The sequence below is a fragment of the Streptomyces pyxinicus genome (genome assembly GCF_024753135.1).
Lineage (GTDB): Bacteria > Actinomycetota > Actinomycetes > Streptomycetales > Streptomycetaceae > Streptomyces > Streptomyces pyxinicus.
In genome coordinates this window covers 19,398-45,219 of the sequence record NZ_JANUGP010000030.1, presented here as the reverse complement: position 1 = coordinate 45,219, position 25,822 = coordinate 19,398, and the positions used below count along the sequence as shown (strand labels likewise).

The 25,822-nt window shown below is 71.2% G+C and carries 23 protein-coding genes and 1 tRNA gene; 16 read left to right on the top strand and 8 right to left on the bottom strand.

The window, feature by feature from the left end:
* Window positions 1-77 precede the first annotated feature (77 nt).
* On the bottom strand, window positions 78-635 hold the full coding sequence (locus NX794_RS29620) for a Uma2 family endonuclease (RefSeq protein ID WP_258782479.1): 558 nt from the start codon (window positions 633-635) through the stop codon (window positions 78-80).
* 59 nt (window positions 636-694) lie between these two features.
* Window positions 695-1,306 (bottom strand): SACE_7040 family transcriptional regulator, encoded by a 612-nt coding sequence (locus NX794_RS29615; protein WP_258782427.1) that lies wholly within the window; start codon window positions 1,304-1,306, stop codon window positions 695-697.
* Between the two features lie 107 nt (window positions 1,307-1,413).
* On the opposite strand from NX794_RS29615, the gene NX794_RS29610 reads away from it, so the two are divergent.
* From NX794_RS29610 to NX794_RS29590, 5 genes are all read left to right on the top strand, one after another.
* Complete coding sequence (locus tag NX794_RS29610; protein ID WP_258782425.1) at window positions 1,414-3,030, top strand: carboxyl transferase domain-containing protein; 1,617 nt, start codon at window positions 1,414-1,416, stop codon at window positions 3,028-3,030.
* An 11-nt stretch (window positions 3,031-3,041) separates the two neighbouring features.
* Window positions 3,042-4,967: an ATP-binding protein gene (locus NX794_RS29605; protein ID WP_258782423.1), complete on the top strand. Its 1,926-nt coding sequence runs from the start codon at window positions 3,042-3,044 to the stop codon at window positions 4,965-4,967.
* A 17-nt stretch (window positions 4,968-4,984) separates the two neighbouring features.
* Window positions 4,985-5,905, top strand: coding sequence for a hydroxymethylglutaryl-CoA lyase (locus NX794_RS29600; RefSeq protein WP_428985984.1), 921 nt, complete (start codon window positions 4,985-4,987; stop codon window positions 5,903-5,905).
* A 5-nt stretch (window positions 5,906-5,910) separates the two neighbouring features.
* Complete coding sequence (locus NX794_RS29595; RefSeq protein ID WP_258782417.1) at window positions 5,911-7,071, top strand: acyl-CoA dehydrogenase family protein; 1,161 nt, start codon at window positions 5,911-5,913, stop codon at window positions 7,069-7,071.
* A gap of 181 nt (window positions 7,072-7,252) precedes the next feature.
* On the top strand, window positions 7,253-8,296 hold the full coding sequence (locus tag NX794_RS29590) for an ABC transporter substrate-binding protein (RefSeq protein WP_258782410.1): 1,044 nt from the start codon (window positions 7,253-7,255) through the stop codon (window positions 8,294-8,296).
* A gap of 79 nt (window positions 8,297-8,375) precedes the next feature.
* On the opposite strand, the gene NX794_RS29585 is transcribed toward NX794_RS29590, so the two are convergent.
* Window positions 8,376-9,983, bottom strand: a complete 1,608-nt coding sequence (locus tag NX794_RS29585; protein WP_258782409.1) for a beta-N-acetylhexosaminidase — start codon at window positions 9,981-9,983, stop codon at window positions 8,376-8,378.
* 94 nt (window positions 9,984-10,077) lie between these two features.
* Entirely contained in the window at window positions 10,078-11,643 is a 1,566-nt protein-coding gene (locus NX794_RS29580; RefSeq protein ID WP_258782408.1) for a purple acid phosphatase family protein, read from the bottom strand.
* 165 nt (window positions 11,644-11,808) lie between these two features.
* Between NX794_RS29580 and NX794_RS29575 the strand changes: the two genes are divergently transcribed.
* Both NX794_RS29575 and glmS read left to right on the top strand, forming a co-directional pair.
* Entirely contained in the window at window positions 11,809-12,066 is a 258-nt protein-coding gene (locus NX794_RS29575; RefSeq protein WP_258782406.1) for a hypothetical protein, read from the top strand.
* 46 nt (window positions 12,067-12,112) lie between these two features.
* On the top strand, window positions 12,113-13,930 hold the full coding sequence (glmS, locus tag NX794_RS29570) for a glutamine--fructose-6-phosphate transaminase (isomerizing) (RefSeq protein ID WP_258782405.1): 1,818 nt from the start codon (window positions 12,113-12,115) through the stop codon (window positions 13,928-13,930).
* 257 nt (window positions 13,931-14,187) lie between these two features.
* Here the strand turns inward: glmS and NX794_RS29565 are convergent, their stop codons facing one another.
* On the bottom strand, window positions 14,188-14,715 hold the full coding sequence (locus tag NX794_RS29565) for a universal stress protein (protein WP_258782403.1): 528 nt from the start codon (window positions 14,713-14,715) through the stop codon (window positions 14,188-14,190).
* Between the two features lie 329 nt (window positions 14,716-15,044).
* Here NX794_RS29565 and NX794_RS29560 point away from each other — a divergent pair, with 329 nt between their 5' ends.
* The 4 genes from NX794_RS29560 to NX794_RS29545 all read left to right on the top strand — a co-directional run bounded on the left by NX794_RS29560 (window position 15,045) and on the right by NX794_RS29545 (window position 17,873).
* On the top strand, window positions 15,045-15,326 hold the full coding sequence (locus NX794_RS29560) for a hypothetical protein (RefSeq protein WP_258782399.1): 282 nt from the start codon (window positions 15,045-15,047) through the stop codon (window positions 15,324-15,326).
* A gap of 380 nt (window positions 15,327-15,706) precedes the next feature.
* Window positions 15,707-16,921 (top strand): GlxA family transcriptional regulator, encoded by a 1,215-nt coding sequence (locus NX794_RS29555; protein WP_258782397.1) that lies wholly within the window; start codon window positions 15,707-15,709, stop codon window positions 16,919-16,921.
* A 170-nt stretch (window positions 16,922-17,091) separates the two neighbouring features.
* Window positions 17,092-17,694: an oligoribonuclease gene (gene orn / locus NX794_RS29550; RefSeq protein WP_258782396.1), complete on the top strand. Its 603-nt coding sequence runs from the start codon at window positions 17,092-17,094 to the stop codon at window positions 17,692-17,694.
* Window positions 17,695-17,800: 106 nt separating this feature from the next.
* Window positions 17,801-17,873: transfer RNA gene (locus tag NX794_RS29545), tRNA-His, on the top strand.
* 223 nt (window positions 17,874-18,096) lie between these two features.
* Here the strand turns inward: NX794_RS29545 and NX794_RS29540 are convergent.
* Window positions 18,097-18,357, bottom strand: coding sequence for a hypothetical protein (locus tag NX794_RS29540; RefSeq protein ID WP_309506043.1), 261 nt, complete (start codon window positions 18,355-18,357; stop codon window positions 18,097-18,099).
* Window positions 18,358-18,444: 87 nt separating this feature from the next.
* Here NX794_RS29540 and NX794_RS29535 point away from each other — a divergent pair, with 87 nt between their 5' ends.
* The gene (locus tag NX794_RS29535) at window positions 18,445-18,762 is read left to right on the top strand and encodes a DUF6087 family protein (RefSeq protein ID WP_258782394.1); all 318 of its coding nucleotides are present in this window, start codon (window positions 18,445-18,447) and stop codon (window positions 18,760-18,762) included.
* Between the two features lie 45 nt (window positions 18,763-18,807).
* Here NX794_RS29535 and NX794_RS29530 read toward each other — a convergent pair whose 3' ends face one another.
* On the bottom strand, window positions 18,808-20,289 hold the full coding sequence (locus NX794_RS29530; RefSeq protein WP_258782392.1) for an MDR family MFS transporter: 1,482 nt from the start codon (window positions 20,287-20,289) through the stop codon (window positions 18,808-18,810).
* 119 nt (window positions 20,290-20,408) lie between these two features.
* Between NX794_RS29530 and NX794_RS29525 the strand changes: the two genes are divergently transcribed.
* Window positions 20,409-21,032, top strand: coding sequence for a TetR/AcrR family transcriptional regulator (locus NX794_RS29525; protein ID WP_258782391.1), 624 nt, complete (start codon window positions 20,409-20,411; stop codon window positions 21,030-21,032).
* 36 nt (window positions 21,033-21,068) lie between these two features.
* On the opposite strand, the gene NX794_RS29520 is transcribed toward NX794_RS29525, so the two are convergent.
* Complete coding sequence (locus NX794_RS29520) at window positions 21,069-22,142, bottom strand: LacI family DNA-binding transcriptional regulator (RefSeq protein ID WP_258782390.1); 1,074 nt, start codon at window positions 22,140-22,142, stop codon at window positions 21,069-21,071.
* A 393-nt stretch (window positions 22,143-22,535) separates the two neighbouring features.
* On the opposite strand from NX794_RS29520, the gene NX794_RS29515 reads away from it, so the two are divergent.
* From NX794_RS29515 to NX794_RS29505, 3 genes are read left to right on the top strand one after another with little or no spacing between them, the layout of a single operon-like run.
* Window positions 22,536-23,861 (top strand): ABC transporter substrate-binding protein, encoded by a 1,326-nt coding sequence (locus tag NX794_RS29515; protein WP_258782389.1) that lies wholly within the window; start codon window positions 22,536-22,538, stop codon window positions 23,859-23,861.
* Window positions 23,858-24,883 carry a carbohydrate ABC transporter permease gene (locus tag NX794_RS29510; protein WP_258782387.1) on the top strand — a complete coding sequence of 342 codons (1,026 nt, stop codon included), beginning with the start codon at window positions 23,858-23,860 and terminating at the stop codon, window positions 24,881-24,883. Before NX794_RS29515 ends, NX794_RS29510 begins: the two co-directional genes overlap by 4 nt.
* On the top strand, window positions 24,880-25,773 hold the full coding sequence (locus NX794_RS29505) for a carbohydrate ABC transporter permease (protein WP_258782384.1): 894 nt from the start codon (window positions 24,880-24,882) through the stop codon (window positions 25,771-25,773). The genes NX794_RS29510 and NX794_RS29505 overlap by 4 nt, the downstream gene beginning before the upstream one ends.
* The last annotated feature ends 49 nt before the right edge of the window (window positions 25,774-25,822 follow it).

Below are 25,822 nucleotides of genomic sequence, written 5' to 3'. Positions count from 1 at the left end.
CATGTCTAAGCGCTTGCTCACCCAACCGTACCGGCGAGTACGGGGGGCGTCCAGGGTGAGCTGCACCACCCGTCGCTTCAGTTGCCGGCCTTGCCGTACCGCCGGAAGGCGGCCGTGTCGACCACCCAGGGGCCGAAGGGGACGGAGTCCCCGTAGATGTAGGGGTCCTTGCGGGTGTAGCGGCCCCGGCACGGCTCGGAGTGGATCTCGATGGTGCCGGTACGGGGGTCGACGATCATGTAGAGCGGGATGTCCATCGCCGGGTAGTCGTCGAGCTTCTCGACGTAGTCGTTGTCCGGGTTGGACGGCGAGACGATCTCGACGGCGGCGAGGACCTGGGTCGCGTCCACGGCGAGCCCTTCCTCGTCGAGAGCGGCCTCGGGGATGACCACCGCGTCGGGGCGCCGCATACGGCCGAGCGCCGGGTGCTCGACATGGGGGCGGGCGCAGACGTGGCCCGGACGCGTGGACGGCACCTGCCTGTCCAGCTGCTCGCGGACGCGGCGAACGGTGCCCTCGTGCCGGGTGGGCGCGGACGTCCTGAAGAGCGCGGGGCCCGAGCGGCCGATCTCCACACTCCAGGCCCCTTCGAGCCGCTCGGCATGGGCCCCGAGTTCCTCGGCGATGGCGCGCATCGTGGCGTAGTCCGTGGGCACGGCCCCAGCGTATCGACGTGGAGCCGAGCCGGTCCGGCTCAGCCCTCCTCCGCCACCCCCGCCGCCGCGAACGCCCCCCGCGCCATCCGGTGCAGCAGGGTCGCCGTGGTGGTGCGGCCCGGGAGGGTGCCGGCGCGGCCCAGGTGGGGGGTGGAGTTGAGGAGACCGAAGACGGAGTGGACGGCGGAGCGGGCGGAGGGCTCGGTGAGGGCCGGATAGACCTCGCGGACCACCTCCACCCACAGCTCGACGTACTGCCGCTGGAGCTGGCGCACCAGCTTGCGGTCGCTGTCGCGCAGCCGGTCCAGCTCGCGGTCGTGCAGGGTGATCAGCGGGCGGTCGTCCAGGGCGAAGTCGATGTGGCCCTCGATCAGGGAGTCCAGCACCTCCGGAGCGCCGCCGCCGTCCCCGTCGCTCTCCGCGAGGCGCCGCTTGGCCCCGGTGAGGAGCTGGCCGCTGATGCCGACCAGCAGCTCGGCCAGCATGGCGTCCTTGCCCGGGAAGTGCCGGTAGAGACCGGGGCCGCTGATGCCGACGGCGGCGCCTATCTCGTCCACGCCGACGCCGTGGAAGCCGCGCTCGGCGAAGAGCCGGGCGGCCTCCCTGAGGATCTGCTCGCGGCGGGTGGGCGCGTCGGTTCTCGTGACCATGCGGTCAATTCTAGACAGCGAGGTTAGCGGTCGTTAACCTGAAGGGAGAGGTTAACGCTCATTAACAGCGGAGCACAGGTTCGATCACCGCGTGAGGGGACCGCAGGATGCACGAGGCACCGGAGCTTTTGAGCGCGGCTGATCCCGCGTCGGAAGCGTGGCGGGCCAATGAGGAAGCCCATCTCGCCCTCGTCGGGGAGCTGCGCGCCAAGCTGGCCGCGGTGGCGCTCGGCGGCGGCGAGAAGGCGCGGGCCCGGCACACCGCGCGCGGCAAGCTGCTGCCGCGCGACCGGGTGGACACACTGCTGGACCCCGGCTCGCCGTTCCTGGAGCTGGCCCCGCTCGCGGCCGACGGGCTGTACGACGGGCAGGCACCGGCGGCGGGGGTGGTCGCCGGCATCGGCCGGGTCAGCGGACGCCCGTGCGTGATCGTCGCCAACGACGCCACGGTCAAGGGCGGCACGTACTACCCGATGACGGTCAAGAAGCACCTGCGCGCCCAGGAGGTGGCCCTGGACAACCGGCTGCCCTGTGTGTACCTGGTGGACTCCGGCGGCGCCTTCCTGCCGATGCAGGACGAGGTGTTCCCGGACCGCGACCACTTCGGCCGCATCTTCTACAATCAGGCCCGGATGTCCGGCGCCGGCATCCCGCAGATCGCGGCGGTGCTCGGCTCGTGCACCGCGGGCGGCGCGTACGTGCCGGCGATGAGCGACGAGGCCGTGATCGTCCGGAACCAGGGCACCATCTTCCTCGGCGGCCCCCCGCTGGTGAAGGCGGCGACCGGCGAGGTGGTCACCGCCGAGGAACTGGGCGGCGGCGAGGTGCACTCCCGCACCTCCGGCGTCACCGACCACCTCGCGGAGGACGACGCGCACGCCCTGCGCATCGTCCGGAACATCGTCGCCACCCTCCCGGCCCCGCAGTCCCCACCCTGGGACGTACAGCCGGCGGTGGAGCCCAAGGTGGACCCGTACGGGCTGTACGGCGCGGTCCCGGTGGACTCCCGTACCCCCTACGACGTCCGCGAGATCATCGCGCGCGTGGTGGACGGCTCCCGGTTCGCCGAGTTCAAGAGCGAGTTCGGGCAGACCCTGGTCACCGGCTTCGCCCGGATCCACGGGCACCCGGTCGGGATCGTCGCCAACAACGGCATCCTGTTCTCCGAGTCCGCCCAGAAGGGCGCCCACTTCATCGAGCTGTGCGACCAGCGCGGCATCCCGCTGGTCTTCCTCCAGAACATCTCCGGCTTCATGGTCGGCAGGGACTACGAGGCGGGCGGCATCGCCAAGCACGGCGCCAAGATGGTGACGGCCGTCGCCTGCACCCGGGTGCCGAAGCTGACGGTCGTGGTCGGCGGCTCCTACGGCGCGGGCAACTACTCGATGTGCGGCCGGGCCTACTCCCCCCGCTTCCTGTGGATGTGGCCGGGCGCCAAGATCTCCGTGATGGGCGGCGAGCAGGCCGCCGGCGTCCTCGCCACCGTCAAGCGCGACCAGCTGGAGGGGCGCGGCGAGCAGTGGCCCGCCGAGGACGAGGAGTCCTTCAAGGCACCGATCCGTGCCCAGTACGAGCGCCAGGGCAGCGCCTACTACGCCACCGCCCGGCTCTGGGACGACGGCGTGATCGACCCGCTGGAGACCCGTCAGGTGCTCGGGCTCGCCCTGACGGCCTGCGCCAACGCGCCCCTGGGAGACCCCCAGTTCGGCGTCTTCCGGATGTGAGGAGGGGAACCGTGTTCGACACAGTGCTGGTCGCCAACCGGGGCGAGATCGCCGTACGCGTCATCCGTACGCTCCGCTCGCTGGGCGTGCGCTCGGTGGCGGTCTTCTCCGACGCCGACGCCGACGCACGGCATGTGCGCGAGGCCGACACGGCGGTACGGATCGGCCCGGCGCCCGCCGCCGAGAGCTATCTGTCCGTGGACCGGCTGATGGAGGCCGCCGCCCGCACGGGCGCCCAGGCCGTCCACCCGGGGTACGGCTTCCTCGCCGAGAACGCCGGCTTCGCGCGGGCCTGCGAGGCGGCGGGCCTGGTGTTCATCGGCCCGCCCGCCGACGCCATCGCGCTGATGGGCGACAAGATCCGCGCCAAGGAGACCGTGCAGGCGGCCGGCGTACCGGTTGTACCCGGCGGCCGTGACCCCGAACTGGCCGACGCCGCCCGCGCGTTGGGCGCGCCGGTGCTGCTGAAGCCGTCGGCCGGCGGGGGCGGCAAGGGCATGCGCCTGGTGCGGGATCTGACGGTGCTGGAGGAGGAGATCGCCGCCGCCCGCCGGGAGGCCCGCGCCTCCTTCGGCGACGACACGCTGCTGGTGGAGCGCTGGGTGGACCGCCCCCGGCACATCGAGATCCAGGTGCTGGCCGACGGCCACGGCAACGTCGTCCACCTCGGCGAGCGCGAGTGCTCGCTGCAGCGGCGCCACCAGAAGATCATCGAGGAGGCGCCGAGCGTCCTCCTCGACGAGGCCACGCGCACGGCGATGGGTGAGGCGGCCGTGCAGGCGGCCCGGTCGTGCGGGTACCGGGGCGCGGGCACGGTCGAGTTCATCGTGCCGGGCGGCGACCCGTCGGCGTACTACTTCATGGAGATGAACACCCGCCTCCAGGTGGAGCACCCGGTCACCGAGCTGGTCACCGGCCTGGACCTGGTGGAGTGGCAGCTGCGGGTGGCGGCCGGCGAGCCGCTGGGCTTCGCGCAGCAGGACGTGGCCCTGACCGGGCACGCCGTCGAGGCCCGAATCTGCGCCGAGGACCCGGCGCGCGGCTTCCTGCCGTCCGGCGGCACGGTGCTGCTGCTCAGCGAGCCCGAGGGCGACGGCGTCCGTACCGACTCCGGGCTCAGCGAGGGCACCGAGGTCGGCAGCCTGTACGACCCGATGCTGTCCAAGGTGATCGCCTACGGCCCCGACCGCGCGACGGCGCTGCGCAGACTCCGCTCCGCCCTCGCGGAGACGGTCACCCTCGGCGTGCCGACCAACGCGGGCTTCCTGCGCCGGCTGCTGGCCCACCCGGCGGTCGTGGCGGGCGAGCTGGACACCGGCCTGGTGGAGCGGGCGGTGGACGAGCTGGTGCCGGACGGCGTGCCGGAGGAGGTCTACGAGGCGGCGGCGGCCGTCCGCCTCAAGGCCCTGGAACCGAGCGGCGAGGGCTGGACCGACCCCTTCTCGGTGCCGAGCGGCTGGCGGCTCGGCGGCACCCCGAAGCCGCCCGCGTTCCCGCTGCGCGTCCAGGACCCGGTGACGTACACCCCGCGCGGGACGCACACTGTCAGCGGCGACCGGGTGGCCGTCACCCTCGACGGCGTCCGGCACACCTTCCGCCGGGCCGGCGACTGGATCGGCCGGGACGGCGACGCCTGGCAGGTGCGCGACCACGACCCGGTGGCCGCCTCGCTGAGCGGCGCGGCCCGCTCGGGCGCCGACTCGCTGACCGCGCCCATGCCCGGCACGGTCACCGTGGTGAAGGTGGCCGTCGGGGACGAGGTGGCCGCGGGACAGAGCCTGCTGGTGGTGGAGGCGATGAAGATGGAGCACGTGATCTCCGCCCCGCACGCCGGGACGGTCGCCGAGTTGGACGTGTCCCCGGGCAGCACGGTCGCCATGGACCAGGTGCTGGCCGTCATCGCGCCCGTCGAGCAGTTGGCGGAGGGGGCCGAGTGAGCACCGGACATCTGCCCATGACCGTACCGGCGCCGGGGCTGCCCGCCCGGGTGCGGATCCACGAGGTCGGCGCGCGCGACGGGCTGCAGAACGAGAAGGCGGTCGTCCCGACCGAGGTGAAGGCGGATTTCATCCGCAAGCTGGCCGACGCGGGTCTGCGCAGCATCGAGGCGACCAGCTTCGTGCACCCCAAGTGGGTGCCCCAACTGGCCGATGCCGAGCGGCTGTTCCCGATGGTGAGCGACCTGGACGCGGAGCTGCCGGCGCTGGTGCCCAACGAACGGGGCCTGGAGCGGGCGCTGGCGCTGGGCGTGCGCCGGGTGGCGGTGTTCGCCAGCGCCACCGAGTCCTTCGCCAAGGCCAACCTCAACCGCACCCTGGACGAGTCGCTGACGCTGTTCGAGCCGGTGGTGCGCCGGGCCCGGGACGAAGGCCTGCACGTGCGCGGATACGTGTCGATGTGCTTCGGCGACCCGTGGGAGGGCCCGGTGCCGCTCCCCCAGGTGGTCCGGGTCTGCACGGCGCTGCGGGACATGGGCTGCCACGAGCTGAGCCTCGGCGACACCATCGGCGTCGCCACCCCCGGCCATGTCCGCGAGCTGCTGCGTCTCCTGACCGAGGCGGGCGTCCCGGTGGGCGAGACCGGCGTGCACTTCCACGACACCTACGGCCAGGCGCTCGCCAACACCTACGCGGCCCTGGAACACGGCGTGACGACGGTCGACGCGTCCGCCGGCGGCCTCGGCGGCTGCCCCTACGCCAGGTCCGCCACCGGCAACCTCGCCACCGAGGACCTGGTCTGGATGCTCCAGGGCCTCGGCATCGAGACCGGGGTGGACCTCGCCCGGCTGACCGCCGCCAGCGTCTGGATGGCCGCCCACCTCGACCGCCCGAGCCCCTCGCGCACCGTCCGCGCTCTCTCCCACAAGGACCAGTGATCAGCATGGACCATCGTCTCAGCCCCGAGCTGGAAGAACTCCGCCGCACGGTCGAGGAGTTCGCGCACGACGTGGTGGCGCCGAAGATCGGCGACTTCTACGAGCGGCACGAGTTCCCGTACGAGATCGTGCGCGAGATGGGCCGCATGGGCCTGTTCGGACTGCCGTTCCCGGAGGAGTACGGCGGCATGGGCGGCGACTACCTGGCCCTCGGCATCGCCCTGGAGGAGCTGGCCCGGGTGGACTCCTCGGTGGCGATCACCCTGGAGGCCGGGGTCTCGCTCGGCGCGATGCCGCTGCACCTGTTCGGCACCGAGGAGCAGAAGCGCGAGTGGCTGCCCTGCCTGTGCTCGGGCGAGATCCTGGGCGCGTTCGGCCTGACGGAGCCGGACGGCGGCTCGGACGCGGGCGCGACCCGGACGACCGCCCGCCTCGACCCGGACACCGGCGAATGGGTCATCAACGGCACCAAGTGCTTCATCACCAACTCGGGCACCGACATCACGGGCCTGGTGACGGTCACCGCCGTCACCGGCCGCAAACCGGACGGCAGGCCCCGCATCTCGGCGATCATCGTCCCCTCCGGCACGCCCGGCTTCACGGTGGCGCCGCCCTACTCGAAGGTCGGCTGGAACGCCTCCGACACCCGCGAGCTGTCCTTCGCCGACGTCCGCGTCCCGGCCGCCAACCTGCTCGGCGAGGAGGGCCGCGGCTACGCCCAGTTCCTGCGCATCCTGGACGAGGGCCGCATCGCCATCGCCGCCCTCGGGACGGGCCTCGCGCAGGGCTGCGTGGACGAGTCGCTGAAGTACGCCAAGGAGCGGCACGCCTTCGGCCGGCCCATCGGCGCCAACCAGGCGGTCCAGTTCAAGCTCGCCGACATGGAGATGAAGGCCCACACGGCCCGCCTCGCCTGGCGCGACGCCGCCTCCCGCCTGGTCGCGGGCGAACCCTTCAAGAAGGAGGCGGCCCTCGCCAAGCTCTACTCCTCCACGGTCGCCGTCGACAACGCCCGCGAAGCCACTCAGATCCACGGCGGCTACGGCTTCATGAACGAGTACCCGGTCGCCCGCATGTGGCGCGACTCCAAGATCCTGGAAATCGGCGAGGGCACGAGCGAGGTCCAGCGCATGCTGATCGCACGGGAGCTGGGGCTGGTGAGCTGACGCGGCCATCCGGACCTGACCAGCGCACCGCCATGGCTGGTCGTCATGTGCGCCGATCGCGGCACCGACCCAGTGGCGGAAGCGCGGGGAGGGCACCTTCTGGACATTGGATGAGGTTAGGCTAACCTGACCGCGAACCTGTCCGGCGGGCGCCCTGCCCCGTTCGAAAGCAGTCACCTCGATGTCGTATGCCCGTGCCACCCGCCCCACCCGCCGCGGACTCCTCGCCGCCGGCGGTGCCCTCGGCCTCGGGGCCGTGCTCGCCGCCTGCGGGGACGGCAAGGGGAAGGACGCGGGGTCGGGGAAGGGTGGCTCGGGGAAGTCCGGGGGCTGGTCGTTCAAGGACGACCGCGGTACGACCGTGAAGCTGGACAAGGTCCCGGCGAACATCGTCGCCTTCACCGGTGTCGCCGCCGCGCTGTACGACTACGGCATCCAGGTCAAGGGCGTGTTCGGCCCGACGAAGACCAAGGACGGCAAGGCCGATGTCCAGGCCGGCGACATGGACGTCAGCAAGGTGACCGTCATCGGCAACACCTGGGGCCAGTTCAGCATCGAGAAGTACGCCTCGCTCGCCCCGGACGTGCTGGTCTCCACGATGTTCGACAAGGCCGGCACGCTCTGGTACGTGCCGGAGGAGTCGAAGAAGAAGATCGCCCAGCTCGCTCCCAGCGTCGGTATCTCCGTCTACGACCGCAAGCTCACCGATTCCCTGGAGCGCATGTGGGCGCTGGCCGACTCGCTCGGCGGTGACCTGAAGGCCGCCAAGGTGACGGACGCCAAGAAGCGGTTCGAGGCGGCGGCGGCCCGGCTGCGCGCCGCGGCCAAGGCCAAGCCCGGCATCAAGGTGCTGGTCGGCAGCGCCAGCGACCCGCTGTTCTACGTCTCCGGCAGCAACCTCTCCATCGACCTGGAGTACTTCAAGTCCCTCGGCGTGGACTTCGTCGAGCCCCCGGAGAGCGCCAAGGCCAAGGGCGGCGGCTGGTACGAGTCCCTGAGCTGGGAGAACGTCGACAAGTACCACGCCGACATCATCATGATGGACGACCGCACCTCGGCCATCCAGCCCGCCGACATCACCAAGGCGACCTGGAAGAAGCTGCCCGCCGTCAAGGCCGGGCAGGTCATCTCCCGCTCCCCCGAGCCGATCCTGTCCTACGACAAGTGCGTGCCGCTGCTGACCAGCCTGGCGGAGGCGCTGGAGAAGGCCAAGAAGCTCGGCTGAGGGTGACCGCGACCCGCGGGCACCCCGGAGACGGTCCTCCGGGGTGCCCGTGCCGTCTGCCGTCCCGTCAGCGTGCGGGTCAGGGGACCTGCGGCGAGCGGTAGTAGTGGATGCCGAGGGCGTCCCAGCGCGGGCCCTGGGCCGCCAGCCGCGTCCGGTAGCCGGTCCAGCCGTGCGTGGCGGCCGGTGACCAGCCCAGTTCGGCCGCGCCGGCCAGCCGCGGGAACGCCAGGTACTCCAGGTCGGCCGCGCTCTTCACGGTCTCCGACCACAGGGGTGCCTCGACGCCCCGGATCGCGGAGGCGGGCGCCCCGGCGAGGTAGGCGCCCGGATTCCAGTCGTAGGCGCGTTTCACCTCGACGTAGCCCGCCCACTTGGTGCCGAGCGGGGTGTCCTCGGTGTACTTCATGTCCAGGTAGAGCCGGTCGGCCGGGGACAGGATCAGCCCGGTGCCCTTCTTGGCCGCGGCGACGACCTGCGCCTTCTCGGCGGCGCTGGTGCCGTCCACGCCCCAGTACTGGGCGAGGGCGCCCGCCGCCGGGTGGGCGCCGGTGAGCTGGTGCCAGCCGATGACCTTCTTGCCGTACCGGGCGGCGACCGGCTGGACGCGGTCCATGAACGTCACGTAGTCGGCGTGGCTCGTGGAGTGCGCCTCGTCGCCGCCGATGTGCAGATAGCGGCCCGGGGTGAGCGCGGCCAGCTCCCGGATGACGTCGTCCACGAAGTCGTAGGTGACCCCCTTGGACACGCACAGCGAGCTGAAGCCGACCTGGGTGCCGGTGTAGAGCGGGGGTGCCACACCGTCGCAGTTGAGCTTCGCGTAGGAGGCGAGGGCGGCGTTGGTGTGGCCGGGCATGTCGATCTCGGGGACGACCTCCAGGTGGCGGGAGGCCGCGTACCGGACGATGTCGCGGTACTCGGCCTTGGTGTAGTAGCCGCCCCTGCCGCCGCCGACCTGGGTGGAGCCGCCGTAGGTGGCCAGGCGCGGCCAGGAGTCGATGGCGAGCCGCCAGCCCTGGTCGTCGCTGAGGTGCAGATGCAGCTCGTTGATCTTGTAGAGGGCGAGTTGGTCGACGTACCGCTTGACCTCGGCGACCGGGCGGAAGTGCCGGGCGACGTCGAGCATGGCGCCCCGGTAGGCGTAGCGGGGGCGGTCCTCGATGGTGCCGCCGGCGATCTGCCAGGTGGCGCTCTGGCGCGTCCGCTTCTCGACGGCGGCGGGGAGGAGCTGACGGAGCGTCTGGACGCCGTGGAAGAGGCCGGTGGTGGTGGCCGCGGTGAGGGTGACACCGGTGGCGGCACTGTGCAGGCGGTAGCCCTCGGCGCCGAAGTCGCCCTTGGCGAGGGTGAGTCGGATGCCGCCGGTGCCCTGGTCGGTGACCGGCAGCCGGTAGCCGGTGGCGGGCCGCAGGAGGCCGGCGAGGTAGCCGCCGACGGCGCGGACGGCGGCGGAGTCGTCGACGCGGACCGCCGTCGTGCTCGTGACGCGGTACGCGCCGCCGCCGGGCCGCACCGAGGCGGGTGCCGGGATCACCCGGTCCAGCGGGGTCGGCGCGGCGGCGCTCGCGGCGGGCGCGGCGCCGAGGGTCGCGGCTCCGGCGGCGGCGACCAGCAGCAGCGCGCCGAGGAGGCGGGGAGTCCGGGTGGTTCGGGCGGTTCGGGGAGTCGTGCTGTGGTTCGGTGTCACATGCGCTCCCTTCGGATGGGGTCGAGACCTGTTCTTCCGCGGTCGCGGGGAAACAATCCCCGCGCCGCGGAATTCATCCGAAGAGCGTCGGCGGCTACTTGGCCCGGCGGGAGACCGTGAAGTGGTCGATGCGGTCGCCGGTCTCGGCGATGCCCGACACCTTCAGCGTGGTGTGCCGGCCCTTCGGCGCGGGCACCACGTCCACGCGCAGGAAGGAGTAGTCGAGGTAGCGCACCCGGGACCAGGCGACGGTCTCGTTGACCTTGCCGTCCTTGGTGTTGACGAACGAGGCGACCGAGTCGGTGTCGTGCTCGTGCCCCTCGTAGGAGTCCGGCGCGGTGAAGGCGTACAGGCTGCGGCCCGCGGCGCCCGCGGTGACGTAGACCACGCCGTCGGTCTCCGGGTAGGCGGTACCGCCGATCGGCAGCTCCTTGGCGACCTTGTTCCCCTTGATGACGTCGGTGCGCTCGTACTGGTGGTTGTGGCCGTTGATGACCAGGTCCACCGTGTACTTCTCGAACAGCGGCACCCACTCCTGGCGCACGCCCCCCTCCGAGGCGTGGGCCGTGGAGGTGCAGTAGGCGCAGTGGTGGAAGAAGACCACGATGAAGTCGACGTCGTGCGCGGCACGGTACCGCTTCAACTGGCTTTCCAGCCACTTGGTCTGGGTACCACCCGATATGCCCAGGTTCGCCGGGATCTCGAAGGAGATGTCGTTGGCGTCGAGCGAGATGACCGCGGTGTTGCCGTAGACGAAGGAGTAGACGCCGGGCAGGTTCGCCTTGTCCGGACCGTTGTCCGGAAGGTTCCAGCGGGCCTCCTCGCCGCCGTAGCCGTTCGGCGAGTACCAGGCCTCCATGTCGTGGTTGCCGAACGCCGGCATCCACGGGACCTGCTTGGCGACCGACTCGGTCTGGGCGAGGAACTGGTCCCAGGTGCGCGAGTCGAAGCCGGTGTCGGCGGTCTTGCCCGCGCCGGACGGGTCGGCGTAGGCGATGTCGCCGGCGTGCAGGTGGAAGGCCGGGTTCTGGCCGAGCAGCAGGGCGTTGTTGGCCAGGCCGTGGTAGCCGACGCCCTCGTCGCCGAAGGCCGTGAAGGTGAACGGCGCCTTGTGGGCGGGGGCGGTGGTGAAGGTGCCCAGGGTGCCGAGCAGGTGCGGCTGGGCCGGGTCGAAGCCCTGGTGGCCGACGCCGTAGTAGTAGGTCTTCCCGGGGCGCAGGTGGGTGAGCTTGGCGTGCACGTAGTACTGGGTGTGGTCGCCGCTCGCGCCGACACCGGCCGGGGTGTAGAGGGTGCGGACCTCGGCGGGGATCTTGCGGGAGAGGTCCCACGGGTGGGCGCCGATGCGGATGAAGGGCTTCTTCACCGCGACCGGCACCTGCCAGGAGACGGTGACCTCGGTGCGCGGGTCGTTGCCGAAGGCGAGGTGACGGGCGAAGGGGGCGACGAGGGCGCCGTCGACCGGCTCGGTGGAGGTGGTGCGCGCGGCCGTCGGCGCGGCGGCCTGGGCGGTGGCGCCCGGCACGAACGCGCCGCCCGCGACGGCGCCCAGCGTGACGGCGCCGCCCCGGATCATGCTGCGCCGCGAGAACTTGGAACGCAGGTACTCGTGCTGCTCCGCCATGCTCAGGCGCGCGGCAAGCTTCTCGGGAACGCCCATACGAGGAATGTCCATGGCGTCCGAAACTCGTGGGTCCGGGCAACGGGACACAGGACATGGAGTGACGGGCCCGCGAACAGCGCACCATGAAAGCACCAACCGGCCGCTGCCCGGAATCGGGCAGGATTCTTGCGAAACGGCGTCCGGTACTCCAGGATCTACCGAGTGCACGACGAACTGGTTGATCATCTGACGCGGTCCACGACCCTGAACCGGGGCGAGGCGCTGCGGGTGGTCCAGGACGTGCTCGCCTACTTCGACGAGACGACCCCGGAGTTCGTCCGTCGCCGCCACCGCGAACTCCAGGCCCAGGGCCTGGTGAACACGGAGATCTTCGACCGGATCGAGGCGGACCTGCACTACCGGGCGGTGGCGCCGCCGGAGCTGACGCTCAGGCAGCTGCGCCGCATGGTCTACGGCTGAGCGCCGACCGGACCGGACCAGCGACACCCAAGGGATATCTATATCTATGTGCGGAATTGTCGGATACATCGGGAAGCGTGACGTCGCCCCTCTCCTGCTGGAGGGCCTCCAGCGCCTGGAGTACCGCGGGTACGACTCGGCGGGCATCGTCGTCACCTCCCCGAAGGCGCCCGGCCTGAAGATGGTCAAGGCCAAGGGCCGGGTGCGGGACCTGGAGGCCAAGGTCCCGGCCCGCTTCAAGGGCACCACCGGCATCGCCCACACCCGCTGGGCCACCCACGGCGCGCCGTCCGACGCCAACGCCCACCCGCACATGTCGGGCGACAACAAGGTCGCCGTCGTGCACAACGGCATCATCGACAACGCCGCCGACCTGCGCCGCAAGCTGGAGGCGGACGGCGTCGAGTTCCTCTCCGAGACCGACACCGAGGTCCTCACCCACCTCATCGCCCGCGCCACCGCCGAGAAGCTGGAGGACAAGGTCCGCCAGGCGGTCCGGCTGATCGAGGGCACCTACGGCATCGCGGTGCTGCACGCCGACTTCCCGGACCGCATCGTGGTGGCCCGCAACGGCTCCCCGGTCGTCCTCGGCATCGGCGAGAAGGAGATGTTCGTCGCCTCGGACATCGCCGCCCTGGTCACCCACACCCGCCAGATAGTGACCCTGGACGACGGCGAGATGGCCACCCTCAAGGCCGACGACTTCCGCACCTACACCACCGAGGGCACGCGCACCACCGCCGAGCCGACCACGGTGGAGTGGGAGGCCGAGTCGTACGACATGGGCGGCCACGACACCTACATGCACAAGGAGATCTTCGAGCAGGCCGACGCCGTCGACCGCGTGCTGCGCGGCCGGATCGACGACCGGTTCTCCACCGTGCACCTCGGCGGCCTCAACCTGGACGCCCGCGCGGCCCGGCAGATCCGCCGGGTGAAGATCCTCGGCTGCGGCACCTCGTACCACGCGGGCATGATCGGCGCCCAGATGATCGAGGAGCTGGCCCGCATCCCCGCCGACGCCGAGCCGGCCTCCGAGTTCCGCTACCGCAACCCGGTCGTGGACCCCGACACCCTGTACATCGCGGTCTCCCAGTCCGGTGAGACGTACGACGTGCTCGCCGCCGTCCAGGAGCTGAAGCGCAAGGGCGCCCGGGTGCTCGGCGTGGTCAACGTGGTGGGCTCGGCGATCGCCCGCGAGGCGGACGGCGGCGTCTACGTGCACGCCGGTCCCGAGGTGTGCGTGGTCTCCACCAAGTGCTTCACCAACACCACGGTGGCCTTCGCGCTGCTCGCCCTGCACCTCGGCCGCACCCGCGACCTGTCCGTGCGCGACGGCAAGCGGATCATCGAGGGCCTGCGCCGGCTGCCGCAGCAGATCACCGAGATCCTCAAGCAGGAGGAGGAGATCAAGCAGCTCGCGGAGGGTTACGCGGACGCCCGCTCGATGCTCTTCATCGGCCGCGTCCGGGGCTACCCGGTCGCCCGCGAGGCCTCCCTGAAGCTCAAGGAGGTCTCCTACATCCACGCCGAGGCCTACCCCGCCTCCGAGCTGAAGCACGGCCCGCTGGCCCTCATCGAGCCCGCGCTGCCGACGGTCGCGATCGTCCCCGACGACGACCTGCTGGAGAAGAACCGCGCGGCCCTGGAGGAGATCAAGGCCCGCGAGGGCAAGATCCTCGCGGTCGCCCACCAGCCGCAGGAGAAGGCCGACCAGACCATCGTGGTCCCGAAGAACGAGGACGAGCTGGACCCGATCCTGATGGGCATCCCGCTCCAACTCCTCGCCTACCACACGGCGAAGGCCCTGGGCCGGGACATCGACAAGCCGCGCAACCTGGCGAAGTCGGTCACGGTCGAGTAGCGGGCCGGGAACCTCACAGAGCGGACCCCCACGCGTGCCACCCGTGCGCGTGGGGGTCCGTTCCGTGCCGCTGCTATCAGCCGGTGGCCGTCACCCCCCGGCCGGCGGCACGGCCTGTGCCGTCGTGAGTCGTCGTCTGCCGTCGTGCGGTGCCGGGTATATGCCCCTCAGCAGGGCACAACCCACCTCTACGCGCGGGTAGTTTCCCGTCAGGGGATGCTTCGGGGGCTGCTTCAGGGGTTGCTTCAGGGGCTGCTTCAGGGAATGACGATGACGGGCCGCTGGGCCCGCTTGGCGAGCCGCCCCGCGACCGAGCCGAAGATGCGGCCGACGATGCCGTGGGTGGAGCCGACGACGATCGCGTCGGCCTCGTACTCCCGCCCCACCTCTTCGAGTTCGTGGCAGATGTCGCCGCCCCGCTCCACCAGGATCCAGGGCACCTCCGCCAGGTAGTCCGCGCACGCCAGCTCCAGACCGAGCACCTCGGTGCGGTGGTCCGGGACGTCGACGAAGACGGGCGGCTCGCAGCCGGCCCACACCGTGGTGGGCAGCCGGTTGGCCACGTGCACGATGATCAGGCCGGAGTGGGAGCGGTGGGCCATGCCGATCGCGTAGGACAGGGCACGCTCGCTGGAGGTGGAGCCGTCGAAGCCGACCACCACTCCGTGCCGGAAGGCGGGGTCGCAGGACGGGCGCGCCTCTGTCGCCGCCTGGGGGTCGGCCGCCGTGGGATCGGCGACCGGCCGCTTGCGGTCCGCGGGTTCGAAGTATTCGTGACCGGCCATGACTGTCTCGGCGTTGTGATCCTTTTATGGGTGGGACGACGAGGTGCGGCGGAGGGGTGCGGCGGAGCTGTGTCCGGGAAACATCTTCCCAACCCCATACCCCCAAGGGTACGGCGGCACGCCTCTCGCGCCCAGATACCGCGCACGCTCCGTGAGCGGTGACCCCGTTGTCCGTAGGGGTTCCCCGGAGCATGCACGAGCCGCGCCCGTAACGCAATGGTTGCTGCCCCGTACAGGCGGTTTGCACGGCGTTCACGAATGCGCGCCCGGTGACCGTCGTGCCGCCCGCGCGTTGAACCGGGGTGAGCCACCGCCCCAGGGAGTACGAGATGCCCGGACCCCGCCCCGACGCCGGACCGCGCGCCAGGCCGGACACCGTGAGCGACCTGATCCGCTGGGCTGCCTTCAGCTGCGTACTCGTCCCCGTGGTGCTGCTCTGGTTCGGCACTTCGCTGGCCGGCGCGACGGGCACCGCGCTGGGCCTGGCCGCCGTCACGGCCGTCTGCCGGGTACTGCTGCGCCGGTCCGAGCGGTGCGCCGAGCGGTACGCCGAGCGTTGCGCCGCGCAAAGAGGTGGACGTCACACCCGGACCCGGACACCGGTCGACTGACCGGTTTCCGCACCCTCGGACGCATCTTTTCAGCCAACTTCTGGATATCGCCCCGGAGGGGGTCCGACCACCCCCCAACCCCCGTTCCACCTGCACGGAAAGGGTCTCAGGGGCGCTGCGCACCCTACGCGGTTTGGCCACTGGTACGAGGCGTACTTCCCTGCGGGGTCCGCGAGTGCAACCCTTCGTGATCGAATGCTTCACGCCAAGTTGTCATGTCGACAATCTTCGGCGTGTCGAACTGGCCACCGTAAGACCGCGGCAGCCAGTAGATTTCGATCTTGACTGTCTTTACGGCGGGGGACTCGTGCAGGACCGAGGGGAAACGTGCAGGAGCCACACAACCGAGGAGCCGCGACCACCGAGGGGGGCTTAGCAGTATGAGCCACGACTCCACCGCCGCGCCGGAAGCCGTGGCCCGGAAACTCTCCGGGCGACGCCGTAAGGAGATCGTCGCGGTGCTGCTGTTCAGCGGCGGCCCCATCTTCGAGAGTTCCATTCCGCTGTCGGTGTTCGGGATCGACCGCCAGGACGCCGGCGTGCCCCGTTACCGACTGCTGGTGTGCGGGGGCGAGGAAGGCCCGCTGCGGACCACAGGGGGCCTGGAACTCACCGCGCCACAGGGGCTGGAGGCGATCTCACGCGCAGGGACGGTCGTCGTACCGGCCTGGCGCTCGATCACCTCACCACCGCCGGAGGAAGCGCTCGACGCACTGCGCCGGGCGCACGAGGAGGGTGCCCGCATCGTCGGGCTGTGCACGGGCGCGTTCGTGCTCGCCGCGGCCGGACTGCTGGACGGCCGGCCGGCCACCACCCACTGGATGTACGCACCGACGCTGGCCAAGCGCTACCCGTCGGTGCACGTCGATCCGCGGGAGCTGTTCGTCGACGACGGGGACGTCCTGACGTCGGCGGGCACCGCGGCCGGGATAGACCTGTGTCTGCACATCGTGCGGACGGACCACGGCAACGAGGCGGCCGGCGCGCTCGCCCGGCGCCTGGTGGTCCCGCCGCGCCGCAGCGGCGGCCAGGAGCGCTACCTGGACAGGTCTTTACCAGAGGAGATCGGCGCCGACCCGCTCGCCGAGGTCGTCGCCTGGGCGCTGGAACACCTCCACGAGCAGTTCGACGTGGAGACCCTGGCGGCACGCGCCTACATGAGCCGCCGTACGTTCGACCGCCGGTTCCGCTCGCTGACCGGCAGCGCGCCGCTGCAATGGCTGATCACGCAGCGGGTGTTGCAGGCGCAGCGGCTGCTGGAGACGTCCGACTACTCGGTGGACGAGGTGGCGGGCCGGTGCGGCTTCCGCTCCCCCGTCGCGCTGCGCGGGCACTTCCGCCGCCAGCTCGGCTCGTCCCCGGCTGCCTACCGCGCGGCCTACCGGGCCCGCCGGCCGCAGGGCGAACGCCCCGGTGAGCCGGAGGCCCCGATGGCGACGGCCGGCCAGCCGGGTCCGCCCCCGGGACTGGCCACCGGTCCCGGACCGATGGGGCACATGCCCCTGCTGCACCCGGACAGCGGTGTGCCGATGCAGAGCCGGCGGACGCCGGCCGGCGCGGTGAGCCTGCTGCCGGGACCGCGCAGCGGCGGCTGACGTCCGGCGGACGGCCTCCGGCGGAGGCCACGAACGACCGGCCTCGCGGCCGGGCTCTTCCCGGGCCCGGCGGCGGGGCCGCGCGCGTTCCCGCCCTCCGCCGCCAGGGGCCTGGGGGTCTGAGGGTCCGGGGGGCATCCAAAACCGCACACCCGCTTTAGGGTGGTCGCATGAACGATCGCATGGTGTGGATCGACTGCGAGATGACCGGCCTCTCGCTGTCCGACGACGCTCTCATCGAGGTGGCCGCCCTCGTCACCGACTCCGAGCTGAACGTGCTCGGCGACGGTGTGGACATCGTCATCCGTCCGCCGGACCGGGCGCTGGAGACGATGCCGGAGGTGGTGCGCCAGATGCACACCGCGTCCGGACTGCTCGACGAGCTGGCGGCCGGTACGACGCTCCAGGACGCCGAGGAGCAGGTGCTCGCCTATGTCCGCGAGCACGTCAAGGAGCCCGGCAAGGCCCCGCTGTGCGGCAACTCCGTCGGCACCGACCGCGGTTTCCTGCTGCGCGACATGCCGACCCTGGAGGACTACCTCCACTACCGGATCGTCGACGTCTCCTCCGTCAAGGAGCTGGCCCGGCGCTGGTATCCGCGGGCCTACTTCAACAGCCCGGAGAAGAACGGCAACCACCGGGCGCTCGCCGACATCCGCGAGTCGATCGCCGAGCTGCGCTACTACCGCGAGGCGATCTTCGTCCCGCAGCCCGGCCCGGACTCCGACACGGCGAAGACGATCGCCGCCAAGCACGTCCTGCCCGCGGGGTAGCCCGCCCGAGGGGCTCGCGCGAAAACGTGTGCGCGAGCATCCCTTCGGACCCTGTAGACTTCTTCTCAGCCGGTCGGGGAAACGAAAAGCTCCAACGCCGGTCATGGTGGGTGTAGCTCAGCTGGTAGAGCACCTGGTTGTGGTCCAGGAAGTCGCGGGTTCAAGTCCCGTCACTCACCCTGAGCAGTCAGCCGGTGACTCCGTCGCAAGACGGGGTCACCGGCTGCTGCGTTTCCGGCGACGCCCGGACCACCAGCTCTTCTCGGCTCTGATCGGTTTCGGCGGTGCCCTCGTGGGTGGCGCGGCATCCCTCTCTTCGCAGTCCGCTCGCTACGCGAGCTGACGGAGGAGTCCTGAACCTTGGGATGCGTGACGTCCTCCAAGAGGACGGCAGCGAGGAGTTCAGGTCCTGCTCCCTTCGGTGCGGTAGGGGTCCGCCCGCTCTTGTGCGGTCCAGGCGTCCGGCGCAAGGGTGATCAGGTCCCGCTGGAAGTCGCCCAGCAGGGTGCGCATCCGGCCCGGAAGAGGACCTCCCTTCATATGGTCGAAGGCCCCGGAGGCTGTGGCACACGCCTGGTCGATGCCCCGCTGGTGGAGTTGGGCCAGGGCAAGCCGGGTGGTGGCCTGGGCCGAACTGATCTGTGAGCCGGGCCGCTCCGTCAACCGCGCCGGGAACTCGGAAGCGCCGCCTCAACCGAGCCAGGGCACTACCCTCTTGGACGAGCAGCCGTCGAGTCATGGGGAAGCGGAGTGGACGACGAACCGCTGTCCGCATGGGCGGACCGCCGTGACGCCAGGATCGGACGGCTTCGCGCCGTCCCGCTGATCCCCGGTGACGGCCCGCGGGCCGGACACCTGGCACCGGAGGCGCCTCGCCTGATCCAGCGGTGGAACGGGTACACCTGGGAGGCATACGGCTTCGCGGCCGACCTCGCCGAGGCGAAGCGCGTCCTGTATCCCGCGGCCCAGGAGCCGCCCGTACAGGCCCCCGGGCAGGCGCCGAATCCCCTTCGCGCCGGCACCGGGCGGCACCGCAAGCCGCCGGCGGCAGCGGCGGGCCCTGAGTAGTCACCCGCGCGGAACAGCGGAACAGTGGGGTTCGGGTCCCGTCACTCACCCTTTGCCATCAGCCGGGGACTTCGTCGAGAGGCGGGTCACCGGCTGTTTCGTCGCCGCCCCGCCCGGCCCGCTCCGCAACGGCACCTCCTCCAGCGACAACGCGAGCAGGAACGCCACCGCGCACACCAGCGCCGCCGTGAGGAAGACGTGCTGCGTGCCGCTCGCCACCCCCTGGCGGTACGCCTCCCCCGTCGCCCCCTCGGGTACCGCCCGGGTGAACAGGGAGCCGAAGACCGCGACGCCGAGGGAGCCGCCGAGGGTGCGGAACAGGTTGGCCGCGGCGGAGGCCGCTCCCATGTCCCGTAGGTCCACGCTGTTCTGGGCGAGGGTGGTGCCCATCTGCATGGTGAAGCCCAGGCCGGTCCCGAGCAGCGCCATGGCGCACCCGGCCGTGAACCGGGAGGTGCCGGTGTCCACCGTGGCGAGCAGCGCCGCGCCCGCCGTCAGCAGCAGCGTGCCGAGCACCGGGAACACCTTGTACCGGCCGGTGCGGGACATGACCTTGCCGGCGATGTTGGACGCGATGACCACCGGGACCATCATCGGCAGCAGGAGCAGCCCGGAGCTGGTGGCGGTGGCCCCCTGGACGCTCTGCTGGAACAGCGGCAGGTACAGCGCCGAGCCGAACATCACCACACCGACGGCCGCCAGCAGCCCGATCGCCAGCGGGAAGTTGCGGTGCCCGGTGAACACCCGGGGCGGCAGGAGGGGTTCGGCCGTCCGCCGCTCCACCAGGACGAAGAGCCCGGTGGCGAGCACGGCCACCGCCCACAGGGCCACGATCTGCCAGGAGGTCCAGGGGTAGGTCGTACCGGCCCAAGTCGCCGCGAGCACGGCGGCGCCGACGGCGAGTGCCAGTACGGCGATGCCGGCCCAGTCCACGCGCGGCCGGACCCGGGCGGGCGGTGCGGGCAGCCGCAGCATGAGCTGCACCCAGACCAGGGCGACGAGACCGAGCGGCAGGTTGACGTAGAACGCCCAGCGCCAGCCGAGGTGGCCGGTGACGAGGCCGCCGACCAGCGGGCCGCCGACCACGCCGACCGCCATGACGGTGGCCGTCATGCCCTGGTACCGGCCGCGCTCGCGGGGCGGCACCAGGGTGCCGATCAGCGCGAACGCCCCGGCCCCGAGGCCGCCCGCGCCGATGCCCTGGAGGGCGCGGAACTCGATGAGCTGGGCCATCGAGTGGGCCGCGCCGGCCAGCAGCGAGCCGATCAGGAAGACGACGACCGAGGCCTGGAACAGCGTCTTGCGGCCGTAGAGGTCGCCGAGCTTGCCCCATACCGGGGTGGCTATGGCGGTGGCCAGCGTGTAGGCGGTGACGACCCAGGAGAGGTGCTCGGCGCCCCCGAGGTCCCGGACGATCGTGGGCATCGCCGTACCGACGATGTTGTTGTCGAGCATGGCCAGCAGCATGGCGAGCATGACGCCGAGCAACGTCCAGCGGACGTGTGCGACGGGCATGGGCGTGGGCATGGGTGAGTGCTCCTCAGGGAGGGAGGGGGCGGGAAGGGTCCCAGAAAAGCACACTCGATAAATAAGTGCAATGACTCAACTTTTTGTCCGAGGCAACCCGCCGCGCTAGGCTGCCGTGCATGACGGAGACGACGACCGCCGGGGCCGGGCCGGTCCCGGGCCGCCGCGAGCGGAAGAAGGCCGCCACCCGCAAGGCGCTGGCGGACGCGGCCCTGGAACTGTTCCTGGAGCGCGGCTTCGACGCGGTGAGCATCAAGGACGTCGCCGAGGCGGCGGACGTCTCCACGACCACGCTGTTCAAGCACTTCCCGAGCAAGGAGGCGCTGGTCTTCGACATGGACGCGGACGTCGAGGCCGCCCTCGTCACGGCGGTCCGCGACCGCGACCCCGGGACTCCCCTGCTCGACGCCCTGCGCCGGCACATGCTGCACGCCCGGGTCTTCAAGCCGGAGCACGAGCGGCAGATCACCGCGTTCCACGACTTGATCAACAGCACCCCGGCGCTGTTCGACTACTACCGCCGCATGTGGATGCGCCACGCGCGCGCCCTGGCGGAGGCGATCGCCGCCGACCTCGGGGTGGACACCGACGACCCCACCTGCACGGCTCTGGCCCACTTCACCCTGGAGACCCGGGCCCTCACCAGCACGGCCCCCACCCCCGCCGCCACCATCGAGGCGGCCTTCGACCTGCTGGAGCGGGGGTGGCACGGGGTGCGGCCGGACCGGGAGCGGAGCGCGTAGGACCCGCGTAGGACCTTGCTCCCGGCCCGCGAACGGCTACGACGACGCCCGGGTCACCAGTTCCGTCGGCAGCACCGCGTGCCGGCGTTCGACGCTCCGGACCGGCGCCGGGCGGCGGTCGGCGATCTCGGCGAGGAGCAGGTCGATCATGGCGCGGCCCATCTCAACGATGGGCTGGCGGACGCTGGTGAGGGGCGGGTCCATGTGGCGGGCGATGGCGGAGTCGTCGTAGCCGACCAGGGCCACGTCGTCCGGGATGCGGCGGCCCGCGTCGCGCAGCACCTGGCGGGCGCCGGACGCCATCACGTCCGAACCGGCGAAGACCGCGTCCAGGTCCGGATGAGCGGCCAGCAGCGCGGACATCGCCCGGCGTCCACCCTCCTCGGTGAAGTCCCCTGACTCGATGAGGAGTTCACCGGTCCCGTACCCCGCGTCGCGCAGCGCCTCGCGGTAGCCGTCGACGCGGCACTGGGCGCCGTAGACGTCGAGCCGGCCGGTGATGTGCGCGATGCGGCGGCGGCCCCGGGAGAGCAGGTGCTCCACGGCCGAGCGGGCGCCGCCGTAGTTGTCGGAGTCCACCGAGGTGAGCGTCTCGCCGGCCGAGCGCGGGCCGCTGATCACGGCCGGGATCTCCAGCTGGGCCAGCAGGTCGGGCAGCGGGTCGTCGGCGTGCACGGAGACCAGCAGGACACCGTCGACCCGGTGGGCGGCGAGGTACTGCGCGAGCCGCCGTCTCTCCCGGTCACTGCCCGCGAAGATCAGCAGCAACTGCATCTCGGTGTCCGAGAGTTCGGCGCCGACGCCGCGCAGCATGTCGGAGAAGTACGGCTCCGCGAAGAACCGGGTCTCCGGCTCGGGGACGACCAGGGCGATCGCGTCGGTGCGGTTGGCGGCCAGGGCGCGCGCGGCGGTGTTGGGCACATAGCCCAGCTCGGCGACGGCGGCCTCGACGGCGGCCCGGGTGGCGTCGCTGACCCGGGGCGAGCCGTTGATCACCCGGGACACCGTGCCCCGGCCCACCCCGGCCCGGGCCGCGACCTCTTCGAGGGTGGGCCGCCCGCCGCTCCGGCCCCGCCCCTCGCTCCGGCCCCGCCCGCCGTGGCCTGCCATCGGCTCCGCCCCTCTCGACCTCGTACGACCGAATTCCCGCTGCCGGCCTGGAATGTAACAGCCCGCTCCGGCACGGCGGCCTGCTCACCATGGCCGGAACGCCCCTCGCCCGGCGGCAAGGGGCGCGCTTTTCCTGTACGCCGGGACCACAATCGCCGGAGGCCGGTGGTCCACTTAACAGGCCGATAACTGAACGCGGTTGCCGTCGTCCGGTCCCTTGACACCCCGCGCCGGAGCCGGGACTCTTCAACCCATCACCGGTGGGAGCGCTCCCACGGTACCTGACTCATACACATCCCGCACGTTCCCCGCCCGAGCCGCAGCGAGCACGAACGGGCCCGTTTTCCATGCAGTTGGCCGGGGGGTCGGCACGTCAGGCAACAGGAGGACGCAATGCGCACGACCATCCGCGGGTCACGCGGGCTGGGGGCCCTGGTGGCCGTCGCCGCGCTGACCACAGGTCTGCTGGCCGGCTGCGCCGACGACTCGGACGACGGCGCGTCCGGCGGCTCGGACGGCGGCAACGGCGGCGGCAGGACCACGCTGACCGTGGGGACCTTCGGCGTCTTCGGCTACAAGCAGGCCGGCCTCTACGACGAGTACATGAAGCTCCACAAGGACATCACCATCAAGGAGAACGTCACCACCCGGACCGACGTGTACTGGCCGAAGGTGCTCACCCGCCTCCAGGCCGGAGCGGGCACCGACGACATCCAGGCCATCGAGGTCGGCAACATCACCGAGGCGGTGCGGACGCAGGGGGACAAGTTCGTCGACCTCGGCAAGGACGTCGACAAGTCGCAGTGGCTGGACTGGAAGAACGCCCAGGCCACCACCGAGGACGGCAAGCTCATCGGGCTCGGCACCGACACCGGCCCGATGGCGATCTGCTACCGCAAGGACCTGTTCCAGAAGGCCGGGCTGCCCACCGACCGCACCAAGCTCGCCGAGCTGTGGAAGGGCGACTGGGCCAAGTACGTCGACGTCGGCAAGCAGTACATGAAGAAGGCGCCCAAGGGCACCAAGTTCGTGGACTCGGCGTCCTCCGTCTACAACGCGGCGGTGGGCGGCGCGAGCGAGCGGTACTACGACAAGGACGGCAACGTCGTCTGGGACAAGTCGCCGGGCGTGAAGAAGGCCTGGGACACCGCCATGAGCGTGGCCACCAGTGACATGTCGGCGAAGCTGAAGCAGTTCGACCCGACCTGGGACCAGGGCTTCGCCAACGGCACCTTCGCCTCCGTCGCCTGCCCGGCCTGGATGGTCGGCTACATCGAGCAGAAGTCCGGCGACTCCGGCAAGGGCAAGTGGGACGTGGCGGCGGCGCCGGCGGCGTCCAACTGGGGCGGCTCCTTCCTCGGGGTGCCGACCGCGAGCAAGCACCAGAAGGAGGCCATCGCCCTGGCGAAGTGGCTGACCGCGCCCGAGCAGCAGGCCAAGGTCTTCGCCAAGCAGGCCAGCTTCCCCTCCACCCCGGCCGCCTACGCGGACCTCAAGCCGGCCGCGGACACCACCGCCTACTTCTCCGACGCGCCGCTCACCCAGATCTTCTCCGACGCGGCGAAGACCATCCCCAGCCAGCCCCTCGGCCCCAAGGACAAGCCGATCGACAGCGCCATCAGCGATGTCGGCATCCTCCAGGTCGAGCAGAAGGGCAAGTCGCCGTCCCAGGGCTGGGACGCGGCGGCCAAGGAGATCAAGGACGTGCTCGGCCAGTGACCAGCCCCAAGCAGGCCCTCGCGCGCACCGCGTCGAGCGCCGACGCCGCGCCCGGCACCCCGCCGGGCGCGGCCCGGGGCGCTCAGGGTCGCGGTACGCCGGCGGGCGCCGACTCCTGGCGCGGCCGGTTCTACCGCTGGGACACGAAGGCGTCGCCGTACGCGTTCGTGGCCCCCTTCTTCGTGCTGTTCGGGGCCTTCACCCTGGTCCCGCTGCTCTACACGGCCTGGTACTCGCTGCACGACGTGCAGTTGTCGGCGCTGGACCACCAGACCTGGACCGGCCTGGACAACTACCGCAACCTGTTGTCCTCGGACTTCTTCTGGAACGCGCTCCGGAACACCTTCATGATCGGGGTCATCTCGACCGTTCCGCAGCTGCTGGCCGCCCTCGGGCTCGCGCACCTGCTGAACTACAAGCTGCGCGGCTCGACCGGGTGGCGGGTCGTGATGCTGACGCCGTACGCGACCTCGGTGGCGGCGGCGACGCTGGTCTTCTCGCTGCTCTACTCGTGGGACGGCGGGATGGTCAACTGGATCCTGCACTTCTTCGGCGTGGACGCGGTCAACTGGCGCGAGTCCGACTGGGGTTCGCGGTTCGCGGTGTCATCCATCGTGATCTGGCGGTGGACCGGCTACAACGCGCTGATCTACCTGGCCGCCATGCAGGCCATCCCGGCCGACCTGTACGAGTCGGCGGCGCTCGACGGCGCCAACCGCTGGCAGCAGTTCCGGCATGTGACCGTGCCGCAGCTGCGGCCGACGATCTGGTTCACGGTGGTCGTCTCCACCATCGGCGCCACCCAGCTCTTCGGTGAGCCGCTGCTGTTCGGCGGGGTCAGCGGGTCCAAGGGCGGCTCCGAGCACCAGTACCAGACGCTCGGCCTGTACATGTACGACCAGGGCTGGATCATCGGCAACCTGGGCAAGGCGTCCGCCATCGCCTGGTCGATGTTCCTCATCCTGCTGCTCGTCGCCGCGGTCAATCTGCTGCTCACCCGACGGCTGAGGAAGACCTCATGACGACCACTGAACTGACACTGCCGAAGACCGCGAGACCGCGGCGCCGGCGGCGGATGCCGGGCGGCGCGGGCAAGCAGTCGCACGCCGGTCCGGTGACGTACGTGGTGCTGACGGTGTTCGCGCTGGTGTCGCTGGCCCCGCTGGTGTGGACGGCGGTCGCGGCCTCGCGCACCGACCGGCGGCTCGCGCAGACCCCGCCGCCGCTGTGGTTCGGCGGCAACCTGTTCCGGAACCTGGAGACCGCGTGGGACCAGGCCGGGCTCGGCACCGCGATGGTCAACTCGGTGCTGGTGGCGGGCACGATCACGGTGAGCACGGTGCTGTTCGCCACGCTGGCCGGCTTCGCCTTCGCCAAGCTCCGGTTCCGGTTCTCGGGACTGCTGTTGCTGCTGACGATCGGCACGATGATGATCCCGCCGCAGCTCGCCGTCGTACCGCTGTACCTGTGGATGTCGGACCTCGGCTGGTCGAACCAGCTCCAGACGGTGATCCTGCCGAGCCTGGTGACGGCCTTCGGCACGTTCTTCATGCGGCAGTACCTGCTGCAGGCGCTGCCGACGGAGCTGATCGAGGCGGCCCGGGTGGACGGGGCGAGCAGTCTCCGGGTGGTCTGGCACGTGGTGTTCCCGGCGGCGCGTCCCGCGATGGCGGTGCTCGGGCTGCTGACCTTCGTGTTCGCCTGGAACGACTTCCTGTGGCCGATCATCGCCCTGAACCAGCAGAACCCGACCGTGCAGGTGGCCCTGAACTCACTGGGCACCGGGTACGTCCCGGACCAGGCGGTGATCATGGCGGGCGCGCTGCTGGGCACGCTGCCGCTGCTGTTCGCCTTCCTGCTGTTCGGCAGGCAGATCGTGGGCGGGATCATGCAGGGCGCGATCAAGGGCTGACGTGTGGGTCGGTGCCCGGGGGCCGGGTCGTCTCCGTCCCGGCTCCTTC

What these genes read in the sequence shown, in the direction of transcription:
- NX794_RS29505 (WP_258782384.1), top strand. Translation starts at nt 24,880, where the DNA reads ATGACGACCACTGAACTGACACTGCCGAAGACCGCGAGACCGCGGCGC.
- NX794_RS29595 (WP_258782417.1), top strand. Translation starts at nt 5,911, where the DNA reads ATGGACCATCGTCTCAGCCCCGAGCTGGAAGAACTCCGCCGCACGGTC.
- orn (WP_258782396.1), top strand. Translation starts at nt 17,092, where the DNA reads ATGAACGATCGCATGGTGTGGATCGACTGCGAGATGACCGGCCTCTCG.
- NX794_RS29560 (WP_258782399.1), top strand. Translation starts at nt 15,045, where the DNA reads ATGCCCGGACCCCGCCCCGACGCCGGACCGCGCGCCAGGCCGGACACC.
- NX794_RS29580 (WP_258782408.1), bottom strand. Translation starts at nt 11,643, where the DNA reads ATGGGCGTTCCCGAGAAGCTTGCCGCGCGCCTGAGCATGGCGGAGCAG.
- NX794_RS29600 (WP_428985984.1), top strand. Translation starts at nt 4,985, where the DNA reads ATGACCGTACCGGCGCCGGGGCTGCCCGCCCGGGTGCGGATCCACGAG.
- NX794_RS29525 (WP_258782391.1), top strand. Translation starts at nt 20,409, where the DNA reads ATGACGGAGACGACGACCGCCGGGGCCGGGCCGGTCCCGGGCCGCCGC.
- NX794_RS29615 (WP_258782427.1), bottom strand. Translation starts at nt 1,306, where the DNA reads ATGGTCACGAGAACCGACGCGCCCACCCGCCGCGAGCAGATCCTCAGG.
- NX794_RS29610 (WP_258782425.1), top strand. Translation starts at nt 1,414, where the DNA reads ATGCACGAGGCACCGGAGCTTTTGAGCGCGGCTGATCCCGCGTCGGAA.
- NX794_RS29555 (WP_258782397.1), top strand. Translation starts at nt 15,707, where the DNA reads ATGAGCCACGACTCCACCGCCGCGCCGGAAGCCGTGGCCCGGAAACTC.
- glmS (WP_258782405.1), top strand. Translation starts at nt 12,113, where the DNA reads ATGTGCGGAATTGTCGGATACATCGGGAAGCGTGACGTCGCCCCTCTC.
- NX794_RS29565 (WP_258782403.1), bottom strand. Translation starts at nt 14,715, where the DNA reads ATGGCCGGTCACGAATACTTCGAACCCGCGGACCGCAAGCGGCCGGTC.
- NX794_RS29515 (WP_258782389.1), top strand. Translation starts at nt 22,536, where the DNA reads ATGCGCACGACCATCCGCGGGTCACGCGGGCTGGGGGCCCTGGTGGCC.
- NX794_RS29590 (WP_258782410.1), top strand. Translation starts at nt 7,253, where the DNA reads ATGTCGTATGCCCGTGCCACCCGCCCCACCCGCCGCGGACTCCTCGCC.
- NX794_RS29620 (WP_258782479.1), bottom strand. Translation starts at nt 635, where the DNA reads ATGCGCGCCATCGCCGAGGAACTCGGGGCCCATGCCGAGCGGCTCGAA.
- NX794_RS29530 (WP_258782392.1), bottom strand. Translation starts at nt 20,289, where the DNA reads ATGCCCACGCCCATGCCCGTCGCACACGTCCGCTGGACGTTGCTCGGC.
- NX794_RS29520 (WP_258782390.1), bottom strand. Translation starts at nt 22,142, where the DNA reads ATGGCAGGCCACGGCGGGCGGGGCCGGAGCGAGGGGCGGGGCCGGAGC.